This window comes from Pseudomonas sp. MNR3A, assembly GCF_009650575.1.
Classification (GTDB): Bacteria; Pseudomonadota; Gammaproteobacteria; order Pseudomonadales; family Pseudomonadaceae; genus Aquipseudomonas; species Aquipseudomonas machongensis.
The window spans coordinates 83099-98009 of the sequence record NZ_VZZS01000005.1; the positions used below are offsets into that span (position 1 = coordinate 83099).

The window sequence follows — 14911 nt, forward strand, 5'->3', positions numbered from 1 at the left end:
GACCTCAGTGACGCACCGCCGCGACACGCCATGTGTGCAACTGCGGGTCATCTTCCGACGCGATTGCCTGCACGGCGCGCGGCAACTCGGCGACGACGCGGCTGCAAAAGGCCATGGCCGCTTCATCCTGCCGATAGCAGCGCAACAGCCAGTCATGCGCGCCACTGCAGAGCATCTGGCACGCTATTGCCCGGCCAATGCCCTGGCGACGGTAGCGCTTGAGGATGAACAGGTCGGCCAGCTCGAGGGCCTCGACCCCTGGCAGCTCGCTACGCTCGACCAGCACGAAACCGGCGATGAAGCCGTCGACCAGCACCAGGCTGGCGCCCCAACCGGACGATTGCCAGTAGCGCGCCATGTGCGCCTCGTGCAGGTAGAAACGTCCATCCGCCTCGACGTCTTCCTGCTCCCAGTCCGAGGACTCGTAGGCATAGAACTGGTAAAGATTGCGGATGATTTCGGCGTGTTCAGGGCCGGTCGGGAACAGCTCGAGTGACGGCGCTGACATAGGGGCAGGCTCGCTGAAGGCAGGAGCGCCGATTCTACCCGCCCAGACAGGTTTTTCCAGGGATCGGCACCGAGATCCAAGTCCGTGGCGCCTGTCCTTGCGACAGGCGCCAGGCAAGGCTCATTTCTCTTCCAGCACGGCCCTGCCCTTCACCGCCCGCGGCCCGCGCCAGGCCCAGAACAACAGGCCGGGGAACGGCGCCCAAACCACGAACACGACCCACAACATCTTGCGCTCGGCACGGCGCTCGCTGCCGATGATGTGCCATATCGCCCAGATCTGCAGAAGAATCACCAGCACTGCGACGAGGATCCAGACCGTTCCGATTTCCATGAGCGTTCTCCTGTGAGCATGTAATGCATTTGTTCACGCCAGGCGCCAAGGGTTCATTCCAATCCGCGTACCGCCAGTGCAGGGCTCGCGGCATTATCCGGCCAGTGATTGTCTTTCCCCGCAACTCCCAGCACACTCCCTGCGCCATCGAAGGAAACGGAGTCCGCTGTGCCCACGCCTCGCCAGTTCAGCAAGAAGACTAGCACCAGTAACATGTTGCGGCTCAAATCCGGCGCCAGCGACGAACAGGTGCCGTACCGCGTCGACTTCGTTCTGCTCGAGCATTTTTCCATGGCCAGTTTCACCGTGGCGATGGACGTGCTGGTCACCGCCAACCTGCTGCGAGCCGACAGCTTCCGCTTCACCCCGCTGTCGCTCGAAGGTGACCGAGTGCTGAGTGACCTGGGGCTGGAACTGGTGGCCAGCGAGCTGGACCCGCGCAAGCTCAAGGAGCCCGACCTCCTGGTCATCTGCGCCGGCCTGCGCACCCCGCTCAAATACCCCGAACTCGACCGCCTGCTGGGCGACTGCGCGGCCCACGGCATGGCCCTGGGTGGTTTGTGGAGCGGTGCATGGTTCCTCGGCCGCGCCGGGGTGCTGGGCGACTACGGTTGCAGCATCCACCCCGAACAGCGTGCCAGCCTCGCCGAACGCAGCCCGCAGACGCGCATCACGCCGGCCAGCTTCACCCTTGATCGCGATCGCCTGACCGCCGCCAGCCCCAATGGCGCCATGGAACTGATGCTGGGCCTGGTACGTCGGCTGTATGGCGATGCCTTGGCCGAAGGTGTCGAAGAGATCCTGTCGTTCTCCGGCGCCCGCTATCGCCAGGTCGGGCCCGGGGCGAAGAAGTCCATGAGCCTGCAACTGCGCACCATTGTCGAGCTGATGGAAAACAACCTGGAAGAGACCCTCAGCCTCGATCAGCTGGCCGCCTACAGCGGCCGCTCGCGTCGGCAGATCGACCGCTTGTTCCAGGCCCAGCTCGGTACCTCGCCGCGGCGCTACTACATGGAGCTGCGCATCACCAAGAGCCGGCGGCTGCTGCAGTACTCGGACCTGTCGGTCATGGAAGTGGCGGTGGCGTGCGGGTTCGTTTCGGTGTCGCACTTCAGCAAGTGCTACGCGGCGTATTTCGGCTACCCGCCTTCACGTGAGCAGCGGCTGGGCGAGTGACAGATGCTGGGCATCAGGCGCGGATGTAGTTGAGCACGGCTTCGCAGATCATCTGCTTGTGGCGCAGCTTGATTGCGTCGTCCGCCAGGTCGATCTGGAAGATCTGGCCGAAGGTATGCCGGTTCGAGACCCGATAGAAGCAGAACGAACTCATCAGCATATGCAGGTCGATGACCTCGATGCCCGCACGGAACATGCCTTCCTCGACCCCGCGCTGCAGGGTGCGCGCCAGTGATTCGAGCACCAGGCTGCTCATTTCGCGGATCACCGGCGCCTGCTTGACGAACTCACCGTAATGGATGTTTTCGGTACAGACGATGCGTACGAAGTCGACATTGTGGTCGTGGTGATCGAAGGTGAACTCCACCAGTCGGCGGATCGCCTGCTCGACCGGCAGCGACTCCAGGTCCAGGCTGTGCTCGGTCTTGCGGATGTCGCCGTAGAGCTTGACCAGGCATTCCAGGTACAGCTGTTCCTTGCTGCCGAAGTAGTAGTAGATCATGCGCTTGGAAGTGGCGGTGCGCTCGGCGATCGCATCGACCCGCGCGCCGGCCAGGCCTTGCTGGACGAACTCGTGGATCGCAGCCTGGAGAATGTCCTCGCGGGTTTTCTCCGGGTTGTTCTTGCGCGACTTGCGCGCCCCGCCCTCGGGCTGACCGAGGCTGACTTGCGGATCACTCATACCGACTCACAGGCTGTTGTTTGGAATGTGCGGGGATTATCCGTGAGCCGGGCGATGCAGGGAAGCGCGAGGGTGGAATGTGAAACGTGCTAGCTGCCCGCACTCGCACGCAGCTTGGCCATCGCCGCCAGGCGCACCGCCACGTTCGCCGCGCCATACCCCGCGTAGTCCCCCTTGCGCTGGAGGATCTCGAAGAAGAAACGCCCCTCGAACGGTTCGGTGTACACATGGAACAGCTCGCCGCCCTGCGCATCGCGGTCGTACAGCACGTTGTAGTACGCAAGCTCGCTGAGGAACTCATCGTCGAACTCGAAGCGCGCCGCCAGATCGTCGTAGTAGTTCATCGGGATCTCCAGCAATGGCACGCCAGCCTCCTTGGCCCGTGTGACCTCGGCGAAGATGTCGGCGCAGTCGAAGGCGATATGGTGCACGCCCGAACCACGGTAGCTCGACAGGGCGTGGGCGATGGCCGTGTTGCGGTTCTCGGAGATGTTCAGCGGCAGGCGCAACGTCGCGCACGGGCTGCGCAGGGCGCGGCTCTTGACCAGTCCATAAGGGTCGGGCAGTACCACTTCGTCGTCGGCGGTGAAGTCGAACAGGCTCTTGTAGAACAGCACCCAACTGTCCAGACCCTCGGCCGGCAAGGCCAAGGCCATGTGGTCGATGCGCTGCAGCCCGCCACCGGCAGTGGCCGACGGATCGAGGCAGAAATCACTGTCATAGATGCTCTGCCCTGCCCCGGCCGGCTCCACCAGGTAGATCAGACTGCCATCCGGCGCGCGCACCGCCGGGATTTCCCGCTCGTTGGGGCCGACCAGACCACGGAATGGCTGACCACGATAGGCCATTGCCCGCTGCAGCGCCGCCTGGGCGTCATCCACGCGCAAGGCTGCAGCGCACAGCGATGGACCATGAGCCTCGTAGAAGTTGTGGGCAAAGGAATAGGGTTCGGCGTTGAGCACGATATTGATATCACCCTGGCGCAGCAGCCTGACCGCCTTGCTGCGGTGCTGACCGGCCTCGGCGAACCCCAGGCGCTTCAACCACCCACCCAGCCGCGCACCGACCGCGTCATCTACGGCGAACTCGACGAACTCCACCCCGTCATAACGGCTCGCCGCAGGCGGTGCGAACAGCACGCCGGGTTCCACTGCGACCGCCTGCTCGGCCAGCCGCACGCGGGTCTTTTCCTCCAGGTACAGCAACGAGCGCAGACCATCGGCGGCGTTCTGACGCGAAGGTGCGGCACGAAAGCCATCGTTGAAAATCTCAAGCGACAGCGGGCCGCGATACCCACTGGCGATGATCGGCGCAAGGAAACCTGCGAGGTCCATCTCGCCCTGGCCGGGGAAACAGCGAAAATGCCGACTCCACTCCAGCACGTCCATGGCCAGGATCGGCGCATCGGCCATCTGAACGAAGAAAATTTTCTCGCCAGGGATATCGCGGATCGCACTGGGATCGCCCTTGAGCGAGAGCGTGTGGAAGCTGTCGAGAATCACCCCCAGCGCCGGATGATCGACCTTGCGCACCAGGTGCCACACCTGCTGCCAGGTGTTGACGTGACGCCCCCAGGCCAAAGCTTCGTAACCGATGCGCAGGCCCCGCGCCCCGGCATGCTCGGCCAACAGGCGCAGGTCATCGACCAGCAGTTGCTCATCGCCCAGCGCATCGGGCTGCACGTTGCTGCACACCAGCACCAGGTCGGTGCCCAGTTCCTGCATCAGGTCGAACTTGCGCGCCGCGCGGTCGAGGTTCTTGTGCAGACGATCACGGCGGCAGCCCTCGAAGTCGCGAAACGGCTGAAACAGCGTGATGGCCAGCCCCAGGTCCGCACACCGCTGCCGAATTTCACGCGGGGCACCGGCGTAATGGAGCAGGTCGTTCTCGAAGATCTCGACGCCATCAAAGCCTGCGGCAGCGATGGCTTCGAGCTTTTCAGGCAGGGTACCGCTGAGTGAGACGGTGGCGATCGAACGCTGCATGTTGAGTTCCTTGTTGTTTGTACAGGCGCAGGTTCGTCTGACCCATGAGCCTGCTTGTTCTCGACGATGGCAGGATCGATTATTCGCAGGTAAAGTCGGGACGGCAATGCACTTTGTACGAAATGGTTAGTTTGTGTTCGATAATCGAACAAAAGCCAGCCAGGCGAATTGATTCACCGCAGAACCCTGGACCACCATGGATTCAGTCGCCGCCATCCGGGCTCATGCCTGCCCGGGGGCGACCGCCATCCGACAACCAACAAGAACAACGGAGACACCATGGCCCACTCTTCACAGGCCAAGAAAGCCACCGCCAGCGGGTGGATCGGCTCGGCCCTCGAGTACTACGATTTCTTCATCTATGCCCAGGCGGCAGCGTTGATCTTCCCGCAGATCTTCTTCCCGTCCAGTGACCCGAAGATGGCCATCATCGCCTCCCTTGCCACCTATGGCGTCGGCTACCTGGCTCGTCCGGTCGGCGCCTTCGTGCTCGGCCATTGGGGTGACACGCGAGGACGCAAGAACGTGCTGCTGCTGTGCATGTTCCTGATGGGCATCTCGACCATGGCCGTAGGCCTGCTGCCCACCTACCACGACATCGGCCTCCTCGCCCCTGCCTTGCTGGTGGTCCTGCGCCTGGTCCAAGGCTTCGCCGTGGCCGGAGAGATCTCCGGCGCCAGTTCCATGATCATGGAGCACGCGCCCTTCGGGCGTCGCGGCTACTACGCCAGCTACACCCTGCAAGGCGTGCAGGCCGGCCAGGTGATGGCCGCTGCGGTATTCCTGCCACTGGCCTACTTCATGCCCAGCGAAGCGTTCAACGAATGGGGCTGGCGCATTCCGTTCCTGATGAGTGCAGTGGTGCTGATCGCAGGCTTCATCATCCGCAAGGAAGTGCACGAAACCCCGGCATTCGTTCAGGAAGAAAAACAGGACAAGGTGGCCAAGTCCCCAATCGGCGAAGCGTTCCGCCACAGCTGGAAACACATGGTGCTGGTGATGTTCATGGCACTGATGAACGTGATCCCGGTGGTCGCCACCATCTTCGGTGCGGCCTATGCCGTGCAGCCGGCCTACGGCATCGGTTTCGACAAGAGCGTGTACCTGTGGATCCCGGTGGTGGGCAATATCGTCGCGGTGCTGGTGATCCCGTTCGTGGGCAACCTGTCGGACCGCATCGGCCGGCGCCCGACCATGATTGCCGGGTGCCTGGGATCGGGCCTGCTGGCGTTCGTCTACCTGTATGCGATCAGCATCCAGAACGTGCCACTGGCCTTCGTCGGCTCGATCCTGATGTGGGGCATGGTCTACCAGGGCTACAACGCCGTGTTCCCAAGCTTCTACCCCGAGCTGTTCCAGACCCGCTACCGGGTGTCGGCCATGGCCATCGCACAGAACATCGGCACCATGCTCACGGCGATGCTGCCGGCACTGTTCGCGGCCGTCGCCCCACCCGGTTCGGAGCATATCTGGCTGGTGGTCGGGGCACTGGCCTTCGCCATCACCTGCGTGTGTGCACTGGCTGCCTATGTGGCGCCTGAAACCTACCGGATGGCGATGGAAGACCTGGGTAACCCGCAGGCCAAACCGCTGGAAAAAGACGCCTATGAAGCCAGCCGCAAAAGCAGCTTCGAGGTGGTGAGCCCGTAAGACAGTCGGGGCCGCACAGCGGCCCCGGCAACCTCAAGCCTTGACCACCGCCTGCAGGTTCCTCCACAACCGCTCCACATCCGCCCGTTCCGTCGGCAGCGCGCCGACCGACACCCGTACCATCCACCGGCCTTGCAGGGTGGCCGGGGTCACGTAGGCATCGCCGGAAGCGTTGAGCCGGTCTGCCCAGCCACGGGTGTGCTCATCCAGCGCCTCACCGTCCAGCCCCTCTGGTTCATGCCGAATGCACAGGGTCTGCAACTGCACCGGCGCCAGCAGCTTCCAACCCGGCGCCGCCGCGACCTGCTCGGCCAGCCATCGGGCATTTTCCAGGTCTCGGCGCAGGCGCTGCTGCAAGGCCTCGACCCCTTCGCTGCGCAGCATGAACCACAGCTTCAGCGCACGGAACCGCCGCCCCAGCGGTATGCCCCAGTCGCGCAGGTTCTTCACTTCGCCATCCACCGACGACTGCAGGTAGCTGGGGTTGGTACTCATCACCCGGATCAGGTGCTGCGGGTCGCGCACGTAATAGATCGAACAGTCGAAGGCCACGCCCAGCCACTTGTGCGCATTGACTACCACCGAGTCGGCCAGCTCGATGCCGTCCCACATCCAGCGGCATTCGGGGAGGATCATCGCCGAGCCTGCCATCGCCGAATCGACATGCAGCCACAACCCCGCCGCCTGGGCGATCTCACCGACCGGGCGCAACGGGTCCAGGGCCGTGGTGGCGGTGGTGCCGGTGGTGGCAACCACGGCGCAGGGCTGATTGCCGGCGGCCAGGTCCTGCTCGATGGCGGCCTGCAGCGCTTCGGGGATCATGGCGAAGCGCTCATCGGTCGGGATCTGACGAATGTTGTCGCGGCCGAATCCGGCCAGCAACGCGGCCTTGTCCACCGAGCTGTGGGCATGGGCACTGACGTAGACGATCAGCGGCTTGTCCTGGGCCTGCAGGCCGCCGCGGGCGAGGATGTAGTCGGTGCTGCGCTCACGTGCGCTGATCAGCGCGACCAGGGTGCTGGTGGAGGCCGTGTCCTGGATCACCCCGCTCCACTGCGCCGACAGCCCCAGCAGTTGGCGCAGCCAGTCGAGGGTCGTTTCCTCCAGCTCGCTCAGGGCCGGGCTGGACTGCCAGGACAGGCCGAGCACGCCAAGCCCTGTGCTGAGGAAGTCGCCGAGAACCGACGACAGCGTGCCGTTGGAGGGGAAGTAGCCGTAGAAGTCGGGATGCTGCCAGTGCGACAGGCCGGGCATCACCAGGCTGGAGACATCATCGAGGATGGCGGCGAACGGCTCGCCCTGCTGCGGCGCAGCCTCGGGCAGCGCGGCCTTGAGGTAGCCGGGCTCGACCTGGGCCATCACCGGGCGCTCGCCGACGGTCTGGCGATAGTCGGCGATCAGGTCGATAAGCTGGTGGCCGTATTGGCGGAATTGTTCGGGGGTCACTGGGCTGGCTCCTGGGCGAAGGGATGAGGTGTCAGCACCGACACCCCGCAATCAGCCCAGTCTAGGCAACCCGCCGTCGGGCAATAACCCCGTTTCGCGCATAGCTGCTATCGCAACCGCGCATCCCCGCCCTGCACGCCAAACGACGACTGGCGCCACAGCTCGAATACCCGGTTACGCAACCAGCGGTGCTCGGCCGAGGCCTGCAAGCGCTGATGCCAGACCACCCAGTAGCGCTGACTGTGCTCGATGAAGCCCAGCGGCCGCCAGGCCAGGCCATGCAAACGGCAAAGCTGGCGGGCGATATGCTCCGGCACCGTGGCCAACGCCTGACCATTGCCGATCACCTGCACCATGGCACTGAAGAACGGCACCTGCAGCTGCATGCGCCGCTGCAGGCCCTGGGCACGCAGGTGTCGGTCGATGAAGCTGTCCTTGTCGCCGCCGCCGGAAACCCGCACATGGCGGTAGGCAAGGTAGTCGTCCTGGCTGATCGTGGTGCAGGCGGCCAGCGGATGCCCGCCCGCCATCAGGCACACCGCACGGTCTTCACCGAGCAGCCGGCCATGCAGGTTGGGCGGGGACTCATCGAACAGTGTGGTGGCCAGATCGACCTCACCACTGGCCAGCGAGGCGTATTGGCCGGCCTGCCAGGTGCGGTACTCGAGGGATACCCCGGGCGCCTCATGCTCCAGTGCCGTCACCAGGTCCGGAAGGATGTGCTCGGCCACATAGTCGGAGGCGGCGATGCAGAAACGCCGCTCGCAACGCGCCGGGTCGAAGGCGGCAGGCTGGCGCAGGGCGCTGAGCTCATCGAGCACCTGGCGCAAGGGTTCGACCAAGGTTTCGGCATGTTCGCTGAGCACATAGCCGCGCCCCTGGCGGACCAGCAGCGGGTCGCCGAAGGCATCGCGCAGGTGAGCGAGCTGCCGACTGAGGGCCGACTGGCTGCAACCCAGGCGCTCGGCGGCGTGGCTGAGGTTCTTCAATTGCAGGAGGCAATCGAGGGTGCGCAGGTGGGCCAGGCTCAGTGAGGCGAAGGTGGGGGTCATGGGGTGACCTGCGCGGGTGAGGTGGAGGGCCCCATGGCGGGGCCCATCGGGCCGCGAGGCGGCCCGGCAGGAAGTCAGTCCGTCAGACCGACATAGACGTTCTGCACGTCTTCGTTCTCGTCGATCGCCTCGAGGAAGGCCTCGACCTCGGCCAGGGCTTCAGCACTCAGGCTGGCGGCGCTCACCGGGTTTTTCGGGGTATAGCCAATCTTCGCCGAGGTGACGGTGAAACCATGCTCGGGCAGGGCCTTCTGCACCGCGTCCAGGTCGGTGGTGTCGGTGATGAACAGGGTCGAGCCCTCTTCCTCGCCGTCTTCGAAGTCCTGGGCGCCAGCTTCGATGGCGGCCATTTCCGGGTCGGCATCACCTTCCGGGGTAGCCTCGATCAGACCGACATGGTTGAAGTCCCAGGCCACCGAGCCGCTTGCGCCGAGCTGGCCCTTGCGGAACAACACCCGGATCTGGGCGACGGTACGGTTCACGTTGTCGGTCAGGCATTCGACGATCAGCGGCACCTGGTGCGGGGCAAAGCCCTCGTAGCTGACGGCATGGTACTGCACCGCCTCGCCATCCAGGCCAGCGCCTTTCTTGATCGCACGCTCGAGGGTTTCGCGGGTCATCGAGGCTTTCTTGGCCTGGACGATCGCCAAGCGCAGACGCGGGTTCATGTCCGGGTCGGCGCCCGACTTGGCCGCGATCTGGATCTCCTTGGCCAACTTGCCCATGATCTTGCCCTTGGCGTTGGCGGCCGTTTCTCTATGCTTGGCTTTCCACTGTGCGCCCATCTCGACTCTCTTTGTCTCAGCGGCCGGTTCAGGAAGCGACCGGCCAAAAGTGGGGAGAGTTTATACGCCCTCGCGGGTGGGATCGACAAGAAATCGCATGGCGGACATTCGCGGGCAACTCGCAGCGGCGAACCGCCGCCCCTGCAAGCGGTGGGTACCTGTGGGAGCGGCGGTGCGGCGACCCGACTTGCCCGCGAAAAAGCCCACACCGACTCAGCCCTTGTCCGCCTTCCCCGCCGCCGCCGCGAACTTCGCCAACCGCACATCCAGCCGCCGCGGGCGCAGCCCTCGGTCTTCGGCGCGCTCCTTGCGCCGCACGGCATCGCGCACCATCAGCGACCCCAGGTAGCGGATCGGCTCCGGCGGGAACTGCCCCAGCGGCCCCTTGACCAGGGGCGAGCGCGTCCAGGCGTTGTCCATCCCCAGGGCCAGCGACGAAAGGATCTGCCCGCCCATGTGGCAAGGCCCTACCCCGCTGCCGGAATAGCCGAAGCCGTAGAACACGTTGCCCTGCCCGTCCAGCCGGCCGAAGAACGGCAAGCCGGTCACCGAGCGATCCGATGGCCCGTTCCAGCTCGCGGCCAGCGGCACCTCGGCCAGCGCCGGGAAGAACTCGCCCAAGGTCCGTTTCAGCAGCGATCGATAGGGCGATGGCTGATCGAAGACCGGCAGCATGCGCCCGCCATAGGCGAAGGTATTGCCGCCCTTGCCGAGCATCAGCCGACCGTCGGGGGTGTTGTGGTAGTAATGCACGAAGATGCGCGAATCGAGCACGCTGATGCCGGTCTCCAGGCCCGTCTGGCGCAACAGTTCGGGGCACGGCTCGGTGATCACCATGTCGCTGGAGACGATCGCCACGCTGCGCTCGAACTGCGCAAACTGTCGCGCCATCCAGGCATTCAGGCCTAGCACGACCCGGTCGGCACGCACGGTGCCGTGGGCAGTGCGCACCTGCACCGGGACGCCGTGCTCAAGGCTGGTCATCGCCGTGCCCTCGTGGATGCGCACGCCGAGCTGCAGCGCGACCCGGCGCAGGCCACGCACCAGCTTGCCCGGCTGTACCGTGGCGGCCGCTGGCGAGAACCAGCCTTCCCGGTGGCGGTCAGAGCCTGCCCGACGCTGCACCTCATCCAGCGCCAGACGCTGGAACGAGTTGATGCCCTGGCGCTGCAGCGCCGCGATCACCGCATCGGTACTGCCGACCTGGGCGGCATTGGTGGCGGTATACAAGGTGCCGTCCATGCGGTAGTCGCAGTCGATGTGATGTTCGGCGCAGAACGTGCCGATGGCCGCGATACTGCGCTCCGACTCACGGACCAGGCGCACCGCCTCGGCCACACCGAACAAGCGCTCCAGGGTGAAGTACTTGGCCGACCACGACAGCGCACAACCACCATTGCGCCCGCTGGCACCGGCGCCGCAGATATCCGCCTCGATCAGCAGCACATCCAGCGCCGGCACCGCCTCCTTGAGCATCAGCGCGGTCCACAAGCCGGTATAGCCGCCACCGACGATACACACATCACAGCGCACATCACCTTGCAGCGGCGGGCATACCGCTTCGTTTTGCGGATCCAGGGCCTGTTGCAGCCAGAACGGTCTCATCGTTTCACTTTCCTTCAGGTACGTACCGGCTTGATCGCCATGCCGGTGTTGGGGGCCACGTCATGTACCGCCTCCGCACTGGCCGGGCGGCTGTTCCAGTGCGGCAGCAGCACCAGGGCGGAGAACAGCGCAGCGCCGGCGAACACGATGAACACCGTGACGCTGTCGAAATAGCCCGGCAGCAGGCCACCCAACACCGCACCCACCGAGCCGCAGCCATTGACGAACCCGGCTGCCGTGGCGCCGGCCTTGGCGGTGCCGAAGTCGATCGCGGCCGCGCCGCTGATCATCGAGTCAGGTCCGTACAGGGTCAGGCCCATGACGAACAACAGCGCAACGACCAGAACCACACTGCCGCTGTGCATTGCGGCCATGAAACCCGCCAGGGTGAAGGTCAGCAGCACTAGGCTGATCACGCAGGCAGGCATGCGCCGGGCACCGAACAGCTTGTCCGAGGCCAGGCCGATGAGGATCGGCCCGAGCAACCCGGCCAGCTCGAAGGCTGTGGGAATGATCGCCGCGCCAACCTTGCCTACCGAGGGCATCTGCTCGAAAACGATCACCGGCCCCCACAGCAGAATGGCGTAGCGCGCCGGCTTGAGCATGAAGTAGGCAAGACCCAACGTGAGTACCGTGCGGTTGCGCAGGATTTCGCGCAGCGGCGCCCAGACACTGCACAGGTTCGCGCCTGGCGTCATGCTCTGCGGCTCCGGCTCCACCGCCGGCAGGCCGACGTCTTCGGGCTTGTTGCGCTGCAAGAAGAAGAACAGCAGCGCTACCGCTGCCACCACCACGGCGCTGGAGAAAAACGCTGCGTGCCAGCTGCCAACCAGGGTGTACGCCCACCACCCGGCAAAGGGCGAGGCCACCAGGCCGCCAAAGGCGTAGCACGAACTCCATAGCCCAAGTACCCGGCCACGCTGGGACGACGGGAAGAAACTGCCGATGTTCTTGCACAGCCCTGCCCAGCCGGTCGACTGCGCCAGGCCCTGGATCAGCATGCAGGTGGCGAAGATCGGGAAGGTCGCGTAACTGCCCATCACCACCGCTGCTGCGGCCGAGATCAGCAGGCCGCCGAGTACCACCACGCGTGGGCCGAAGCGGTCGGCGAGCATGCCCCAGGTGAACTGGCCCACGGCGTAGGCCGCCAGGTAGATCGCGTCGAGGTTGGCCATGGCGGCCTTGTCGAGCATGAAGCCTGGATCTTCAGCAATGCCAAGCTTGGCGACCGAGAAGGCCTTGCGGGTGAAGTAGAAGGCGGCGTAGGCCAGCCAGGTGATGGCGAAGATCTGCATGCGCCACCGCTTGATGGCACCGAAAGACTGGTTCATTTGACTCTGACCTCTTGCTGAGTGTGCCGGCAGAATGTGAAGAAACGCCTGTCTTGTTGTTGTGTTGCGCACTGCATGACGGAGGGACGTCATCTGGCTGGACCATGGCCCGGTGCAGGCGCTTTTGGCGCCGCCTCGGGTTGAGCGACATGGAAGCAGCTGATGACTGATAAATAAAATCGATTTATCGTATTTCACACATAAGCCCAGCTTTTAAATGAACCTGTTCCGAGGTGTTCATGTCGGTCTCGCAAGCGCAGCTCAAGGCCTTTCACGCCGTGGCCGAACACGGCAGCTTCACCCGGGCCGCCGAGAAACTCTTCCTCACCCAGCCGGCGGTGTCCGACCAGGTGCGCAAGCTGGAGGAACGCTTCGGCGTGCTGCTGTTCCAGCGCAACAAGCGCTCGGTGCAGCTCACCGACCTGGGCGAACGCCTGTTGGGCATCAGCCAACGCCTGTTCGCCTGTGAAGCCGAAGCCCTGGAGCTGCTGCAGGATTCGCGAGCCCTGCACACCGGCAGCCTGGTGCTGGCGGTGGATGCCCCCGTGCACGTACTGCCGCAGGTTGCGCGCTTCTGCCAGCGCTACCCGGGGATTCAGGTCAAGATCGAGACGGGCAACACCGATGAGTCGCTGGCGCGCCTGTTCAGCTACCAGGCCGACCTGGCCCTGCTCGGGCGCGACGTCGATGACGAGCGGCTGTTCTGCGTGCCGATGCGGCGTGACCCGATGGTGGCCTTCGTGTCCCGGGACCACCCTTGGGCCAGCCGCGCCTCGATCAGCCTGGCCGACCTGGACGACACGCCGCTGGTCTTGCGTGAGCCCGGCTCGGTGACACGCCAGACCCTGGAAGAAGAGATGCAGCGCGCGGGCCTGCGCATCCGCCCGGCCATCCAGGTCGAGGGACGTGAAGCGGCGCGTGAAGCGGTGGTGGTGGGGATTGGCGTGGGGGTGGTGTCGGCGGCGGAGTTCGGCGCCGACTCACGGGTGTGCGCGCTGCCCATCGTCGATTGCCAACGCCACCTGACCGAGACGCTGGTGTGCCTGAGCGAACAACGCACGCGACGAGTGGTGGCGACGTTTCTGCAGATGGTGCAAGAGGCGCTGTGACTCCATCGGTGCCGCCCCTGCGATCAGGCCGGCCCCGACAACCCTGCAATCTGCCCTATGCTGATGACTCGCCCCACAGCGGACCCCGCCCACCATGCTCTACCGCCTAAGCGCCGACGCCCTGGTCCTGCTGCACCTGGCCTTCATCCTGCTGGTGCTGTTCGGCGGCCTGCTGGTGCTGCGCTGGCGTCGCGCCCTGCTCCTGCATCTGCCGGCCCTGGCCTGGGGGCTTTCGGTGGAATGCCTGCATCTGCAGTGCCCGCTGACCGGCTGGGAAAACCGCATGCGCCTGGCAGCCGGCCAGGCTGGCTACCAAGGTGGGTTCGTCGAGCACTATGTCTGGCCGCTGATCTACCCTGCCGGGCTGACACCGCAGATCCAGGTGCTGCTCGGGTTGATCGTGTTGCTGCTCAACCTTGGCATCTATGGCTATGTGCTCTGGCGCGGGTGGCGTGCTAGCGGGTAGCGACCACGAACAACCGCGGGAACGGCAGCAACACCTTGCCATCGGTGGCTTTCGGGTAATCCTGCTCCATGGCCTGCAAGTAGAGCTGCAGGAAGCTTTCGCGCTCGGCCTCGTCCAGCCGCGCCAGGTACGGCCGCAGGCCCGAACCCTTGAACCATTCCACCACGGCGCTCGCGCCGCCTTCGAGGACATGGTGATAGGTGGTACGCCACACATCCACGCGTTCGCACAGCGGGCTGAGCAGGTCGTAGTAGAACGCGCCGCTGTGTCGCGGTGGCAAGGAAAAATCGCTGAACTTGTCTTTCCACGGGCCTTGGCTGGCAATCTCGCGCATGCGCTTGTGGGCAGGTTCGTCAAGGTTGTCGGGAGTCTGCACCGCCAGGCTGCCACCCTCGGAAAGCTGGCGGATCAGGTGCGGGTACAGCTCACGGTGGTTCGGCACCCATTGCAACGACGCGTTGGCGAGGATCAGGTCCTGGGGTTCGGCAGCCTTCCAGGTGGCGATATCGGCTACCTCGCAACGCACCCGTGGCACGTTCAGGCGTGGTCGCTCGCGCGCCTTGTCGATCATGTCCTGGTCGCTGTCCAAGGCCAGCACCTGGGCGTCGCCATGCTGTTGCAGCAAGACCTCGGTGGAGTTGCCAGGGCCGCAACCAAGGTCAGTGGCATGGCGCACCGGCCGCGGTGGCACGGCCGCGAGCAGATCGCGCACGGCGCGGGTGCGTTCATTTTCGAAGAGCGAATATTGGGTGGCGGACCAGGCCATGGGCGACTCCTTCGGCA

Annotated in this window: 14 protein-coding genes; 4 read left to right on the forward strand and 10 right to left on the reverse strand. The window is 64.9% G+C overall.

Annotated elements, in window-relative coordinates; translation table 11 throughout:
• Positions 1–4 precede the first annotated feature (4 nt).
• The gene (locus F6X62_RS03840) at positions 5–508 is read right to left on the reverse strand and encodes a GNAT family N-acetyltransferase (RefSeq protein WP_153772738.1); all 504 of its coding nucleotides are present in this window, start codon (positions 506–508) and stop codon (positions 5–7) included.
• Between the two features lie 120 nt (positions 509–628).
• Complete coding sequence (locus F6X62_RS03845; RefSeq protein WP_054891554.1) at positions 629–841, reverse strand: PLDc N-terminal domain-containing protein; 213 nt, start codon at positions 839–841, stop codon at positions 629–631.
• Between the two features lie 168 nt (positions 842–1009).
• On the opposite strand from F6X62_RS03845, the gene F6X62_RS03850 reads away from it, so the two are divergent.
• Positions 1010–2017 (forward strand): GlxA family transcriptional regulator, encoded by a 1008-nt coding sequence (locus F6X62_RS03850; RefSeq protein ID WP_054891555.1) that lies wholly within the window; start codon positions 1010–1012, stop codon positions 2015–2017.
• A 13-nt stretch (positions 2018–2030) separates the two neighbouring features.
• On the opposite strand, the gene F6X62_RS03855 is transcribed toward F6X62_RS03850, so the two are convergent.
• Together F6X62_RS03855 and quiC are read right to left on the reverse strand one after the other, a co-directional pair.
• Positions 2031–2699 carry a TetR/AcrR family transcriptional regulator gene (locus F6X62_RS03855; RefSeq protein ID WP_153772739.1) on the reverse strand — a complete coding sequence of 223 codons (669 nt, stop codon included), beginning with the start codon at positions 2697–2699 and terminating at the stop codon, positions 2031–2033.
• Positions 2700–2788: 89 nt separating this feature from the next.
• Positions 2789–4684 (reverse strand): 3-dehydroshikimate dehydratase QuiC, encoded by a 1896-nt coding sequence (quiC, locus tag F6X62_RS03860; RefSeq protein ID WP_153772740.1) that lies wholly within the window; start codon positions 4682–4684, stop codon positions 2789–2791.
• A gap of 279 nt (positions 4685–4963) precedes the next feature.
• On the opposite strand from quiC, the gene F6X62_RS03865 reads away from it, so the two are divergent.
• Positions 4964–6334, forward strand: a complete 1371-nt coding sequence (locus F6X62_RS03865) for an MFS transporter (protein WP_054891558.1) — start codon at positions 4964–4966, stop codon at positions 6332–6334.
• A 33-nt stretch (positions 6335–6367) separates the two neighbouring features.
• Here the strand turns inward: F6X62_RS03865 and F6X62_RS03870 are convergent, their stop codons facing one another.
• The 5 genes from F6X62_RS03870 to F6X62_RS03890 form a co-directional block, all read right to left on the reverse strand.
• Positions 6368–7780, reverse strand: a complete 1413-nt coding sequence (locus tag F6X62_RS03870) for a DOPA decarboxylase (protein WP_063545254.1) — start codon at positions 7778–7780, stop codon at positions 6368–6370.
• 107 nt (positions 7781–7887) lie between these two features.
• Positions 7888–8832, reverse strand: coding sequence for a LysR family transcriptional regulator (locus F6X62_RS03875; RefSeq protein WP_054891560.1), 945 nt, complete (start codon positions 8830–8832; stop codon positions 7888–7890).
• Between the two features lie 74 nt (positions 8833–8906).
• Positions 8907–9617 carry a YebC/PmpR family DNA-binding transcriptional regulator gene (locus F6X62_RS03880; RefSeq protein ID WP_023631852.1) on the reverse strand — a complete coding sequence of 237 codons (711 nt, stop codon included), beginning with the start codon at positions 9615–9617 and terminating at the stop codon, positions 8907–8909.
• A gap of 213 nt (positions 9618–9830) precedes the next feature.
• Positions 9831–11222, reverse strand: a complete 1392-nt coding sequence (locus tag F6X62_RS03885) for an FAD-dependent oxidoreductase (protein ID WP_153772741.1) — start codon at positions 11220–11222, stop codon at positions 9831–9833.
• Between the two features lie 14 nt (positions 11223–11236).
• Positions 11237–12553, reverse strand: coding sequence for an MFS transporter (locus F6X62_RS03890; protein ID WP_153772742.1), 1317 nt, complete (start codon positions 12551–12553; stop codon positions 11237–11239).
• Positions 12554–12792: 239 nt separating this feature from the next.
• Between F6X62_RS03890 and F6X62_RS03895 the strand changes: the two genes are divergently transcribed.
• Positions 12793–13662 (forward strand): LysR substrate-binding domain-containing protein, encoded by an 870-nt coding sequence (locus F6X62_RS03895; RefSeq protein WP_125929634.1) that lies wholly within the window; start codon positions 12793–12795, stop codon positions 13660–13662.
• 94 nt (positions 13663–13756) lie between these two features.
• Positions 13757–14128 (forward strand): DUF2784 domain-containing protein, encoded by a 372-nt coding sequence (locus F6X62_RS03900; protein WP_054891563.1) that lies wholly within the window; start codon positions 13757–13759, stop codon positions 14126–14128.
• Here the strand turns inward: F6X62_RS03900 and tam are convergent.
• Positions 14118–14894, reverse strand: a complete 777-nt coding sequence (gene tam / locus F6X62_RS03905) for a trans-aconitate 2-methyltransferase (protein WP_153772743.1) — start codon at positions 14892–14894, stop codon at positions 14118–14120. The two genes, F6X62_RS03900 and tam, sit on opposite strands and share 11 nt — an antisense overlap.
• Between the last annotated feature and the right edge of the window lie 17 nt (positions 14895–14911).